Genomic DNA, 3,692 nt, shown 5'->3' with positions numbered 1-3,692 from the left:
CACCACGACCGGTATCCCAGCTCCTCTGCCCGCCGAGCCAGCCGGACCGTATCGGCCGGACCCAACGTCGCCTTGGCGTTCAGCCCCATGACACCGAGCTCCACGAGCATCCACCTCTTTCTCGGACTCCTCTTTTCCCGATCTCCTCGATCTCGACGACTCTGTGATCGGGACGACTCTGTGATCGGGACGACTCTGCGATCGGGACGACTCTGCGATCGGGACGACGGCAGCGTCGAACAACCGCCGATGGCCGCGCCCACACGACCGATCGTGCGGCGGCGCATGTCATCCGTCCAAGACCCGCCGTCATAACCTTCGGCTATGGACGGTCCCCGTCCGAAACCCGCGGGATGACCCGCGCTGTAAACATTCAGCGTGGTTGCGGAATAGATGTCCTGTTTGTTGAGCGTGGCCGTCCGTCCGGGACCCGCCGGGAGTCGCATCTGGGTGGTATCACGACTGATACCATGCTGATGTGGCGATGACACTGCGGCTCACCGACGACGAGACGGATGCGCTGCGGCGCCGCTCCGAGCTGGAGCAGCGGTCCATGCAGGACGTCGCCCGACAGGCGATTCGGGAATACATCGAGACCCACAGCCGTGCCGAACTGCTCGACCGGGTCCTCGACGAGGAGCTCCCGCGTTACGCCGAGGCCCTGCGGCGCCTCGGCGAATGATCTACCTGACGCTCGCCGATCTGCTGCACGTAGCCGAACGAACATTGGGGACCGCGCCACTCGTCCGTGACCACGGCCTGCTGGCATCGGCTGCCGCGCGTCCGCAGGCAAGCGTGTTCGGTAACGACGCCTACCCGACGATCGACGGCAAGGCCGCCGCGCTGCTGCACTCGCTGGCACGTAACCACGCGCTCGTCGACGGCAACAAGCGCCTCGCGCTCGCCGCCGTCATCGCCTTCTACGGCCTCAACGGACGCCGGCTCACGCTCACCAACGACGCCGCCTACGATCTGGTCATGAGCGTTGCTTCGGGCGCGCTCGACACCGTCGACGACATCGCGGCCATCCTGCGAACGGCAAACACGTCCCGCTCCTGAACAACACCCCGACAATGACTCCACAACACGCCCTCCACATGGCATGGGGTCTGTCTCAGGGGTCAGGGATCATGGACCAGCTCGGTGATAAATCGGATGTGTTGGCGCGTTCGCGGACGAGGCCTGGTTGTGTCGCAGCCGCCGACGACACAGCCCCGCCGACATCGCAGCCGCCCCCGAGATCACCGAGATCACCGAGATCACCGAGGTCACCAAGGCCGCCGAGGTCACCGAGGTGGGTGACAACGAAGCCGAGGTCGCCGCTCACGAGGATGCCGCCAGCCGGTAAGGGGACGATCTCAGGACCGGTGACGGGAGGATCTCAGAAGGGTGGTGGGCCGAGGTCCGGGACGCCGCCCCGCCCGGTTCCGCCCGTGTCTGGATCGTGGGCGCCGGCCCTCCTCCCCGAACCGTCCGCTCCCGGCTCTGGTGCGTCCGGCCCTGGTGCGGGCCGGGTGCGGTCCTCGACGCTCTCGCGGAGCGGCCCGGGAAGCGGGTCTGCGGGAGCACGGGCATCGCACCAGCCTGGGTCGTCCCGGCCGGCCGGGGCCCGCCGGCCGGCCGGGAGCTGGCGTCGGACATCACCGCCGCCGTGACGGAGGCCGACGCGGACATCCACGCAGGGGCGGACATTGACACAGAGGCAGTCGTGGACGCAGAGGCAGTCGTGGACGCTGGTGTGGATGTTGGCGGGGATGTGGGAGGGGTGGGGTCGTCCCACGGTTCGGGCAGCCGTCCGCGTCGCAGGCCTCCAGCGGGGGCAGGCCGGCGCACCCGCCACAGCCCACACCCCCCGCGGGACCAGCCGGACCGGCAGCGGTCAGAGCACCTGTACCAGCAGCGGCCGGACCGCCAGCGACGGCACTGGCACCCCCGGCACCGGCAGCGGCCGGACCAGCCGCACCGGCAGCGACCGGATCACCCCCGGCACTGCCACCCCCCGTGCCGGCACCGGTGGAACCGGTACCGGCACCGGGGGAACCGGGACCGAGTGCGGCGCCGGTGGACGTGGGGGTGCCGTCGGCGGGCCACACCGGCGGGCGGACGCCGGCGGCCGGGTCGGCGACGACCACCTCGGGATCGAACATGTGTACGAGTCTAACCGCCTATCCGGACATTTCCACCATCCGGCGACAGCCATTCTCCCGACCCTCCACGCATACGCCATCCGCACATACGTACTCCAGATCGCACACAGGCGGTGTCCGTGGAGTAACTCAAGAGAATCCAGGCTCCTGTGGACCGCGGCACGCGTCCCGACCTGCGACGTCGTCATTGTTTCGGTCCAACAGCCAAATTTCGGATTAGTAACGTCGGGGTGACGCAGATACGCTCGGTGGAGGCATTCTCTTCGGATGCTGATCGCTCTTGTGATGCCTGTTCCGTTCCCGGCGCCTGCCCCGGGATGGTCAACATAGCGGACGCCGTGGAGATATTTTTGGTGAGATTCCCTTCGGTACTGTTAATTTAACCGGGGTACGGTCGAGCGGGTCATTTCCCGATGTCAAGAGGGGTGAAGAGGGGTGCCATGGCGGAGAGTGCGGAATCGGCAATTACGAGATCATTGACCGGACGGACCGTCCTCATCACCGGTGTGAGCCGGTCTCTCGGCATAGGTGCCTCCATCGCCCGGCACTGCGCGTATGCTGGCGCTACTGTTCTCGCGACAGGCTGTCGGGTTACGATACGGATCAGCGTCATCCACTCGGCAGTGAGGGTGCCAGCTCGGCCGAACTGGTCAAGTCGCTGACCGGCCGGGGATATGATGCTCATACGCTACCGGATGTGTACCTACGCCAGCCACAGTCGGCTCACACGCTTCTGGACGAAGCGAAGGCGGCTGCCTCTCTCGACGTCGATTGCCTGGTGCTGAACCACGCGCACTCGGTCAGTGCACCGCTTGGCAGCTGGGATGCACAGTACATTGACGATCACCTGATCGTCAATGTACGTGCCTCCATGCTCATCCGTCAGGAGTTCGCCGACCGACTCCCGCGGGATCGGGCCGGTTCCGTGGTGCTCATGACAGCATGTGGCGCGGAGGTTGGTGACGGAAGGAGATTCCTCCATGACGTTTCAGGTGACGTTCGACTGCGCAGACCCCGCGATGTTGTCGACGTTCTGGGCCGAGGCGCTCGGTTACGAGGTTCAGCCTCCGCCGCCGGACTTCGACAGCTGGCCGGCGTTCCTCGCGGCGCAGGGCGTACCGGAGGACCGATGGAGCTCCGCAGCTGCGATCGTCGATCCTGCGGGAGTGGGGCCACGGGTGTTCTTCCAGCGTGTTCCGGAACCGAAGACGGCAAAGAACCGTGTGCATCTGGACCTTCGTTCCGGTGGCGGTCTCGATGTTCCCCTCGACATACGGCGCGCACGAACCGAGGAGGCTGCGGCGCGGCTGGAGAGGCTTGGTGCGACCAGGGTCAAGGCCGTGGAGGAACTCGGCGTCTACTGGGTCGTGATGCGTGACCCGGAGGGCAACGAGTTCTGCGCCTGAACGACCGTCCGCCGAGGGCCCCTATCCGTCTTCGACGAGGCGCGGATCGAGCAGCCGCGCAGAGTCCTGCCTGAACTGAGGGGTGCGTGCGAACGTGGCCTCAATCCCTCAATCCCTCAATCCCTCAATCCCTCAAGCC

5 protein-coding genes are annotated in these 3,692 nt (G+C 66.5%); 4 read left to right on the top strand and 1 reads right to left on the bottom strand.

The window, feature by feature from the left end; all coding sequences use genetic code 11:
- The first annotated feature begins 484 nt into the window (after positions 1–484).
- The 3 genes from DD1DGNOD_RS20390 to DD1DGNOD_RS27355 all read left to right on the top strand — a co-directional run bounded on the left by DD1DGNOD_RS20390 (position 485) and on the right by DD1DGNOD_RS27355 (position 1,348).
- Positions 485–682, top strand: a complete 198-nt coding sequence (locus DD1DGNOD_RS20390; RefSeq protein WP_131768100.1) for a ribbon-helix-helix protein, CopG family — start codon at positions 485–487, stop codon at positions 680–682.
- On the top strand, positions 679–1,059 hold the full coding sequence (locus DD1DGNOD_RS20385; RefSeq protein ID WP_131770838.1) for a type II toxin-antitoxin system death-on-curing family toxin: 381 nt from the start codon (positions 679–681) through the stop codon (positions 1,057–1,059). The genes DD1DGNOD_RS20390 and DD1DGNOD_RS20385 overlap by 4 nt, the downstream gene beginning before the upstream one ends.
- A 127-nt stretch (positions 1,060–1,186) precedes the next feature.
- A complete protein-coding gene (locus DD1DGNOD_RS27355; protein WP_165035176.1) occupies positions 1,187–1,348 on the top strand; it encodes a hypothetical protein in 162 nt (53 codons plus the stop codon).
- A 531-nt stretch (positions 1,349–1,879) separates the two neighbouring features.
- Here DD1DGNOD_RS27355 and DD1DGNOD_RS27350 read toward each other — a convergent pair.
- Positions 1,880–2,032, bottom strand: coding sequence for a hypothetical protein (locus tag DD1DGNOD_RS27350; protein WP_165035175.1), 153 nt, complete (start codon positions 2,030–2,032; stop codon positions 1,880–1,882).
- Positions 2,033–3,127: 1,095 nt separating this feature from the next.
- Between DD1DGNOD_RS27350 and DD1DGNOD_RS20375 the strand changes: the two genes are divergently transcribed.
- Positions 3,128–3,553: a VOC family protein gene (locus DD1DGNOD_RS20375; protein WP_131768077.1), complete on the top strand. Its 426-nt coding sequence runs from the start codon at positions 3,128–3,130 to the stop codon at positions 3,551–3,553.
- The last annotated feature ends 139 nt before the right edge of the window (positions 3,554–3,692 follow it).

Source organism: Candidatus Protofrankia californiensis, assembly GCF_900634765.1.
GTDB classification, from domain to species: Bacteria; Actinomycetota; Actinomycetes; order Frankiales; family Frankiaceae; genus Protofrankia; species Protofrankia californiensis.
Note: the sequence above shows the minus strand (reverse complement) of the source record. Positions and strands in the feature narration are given on the sequence as shown.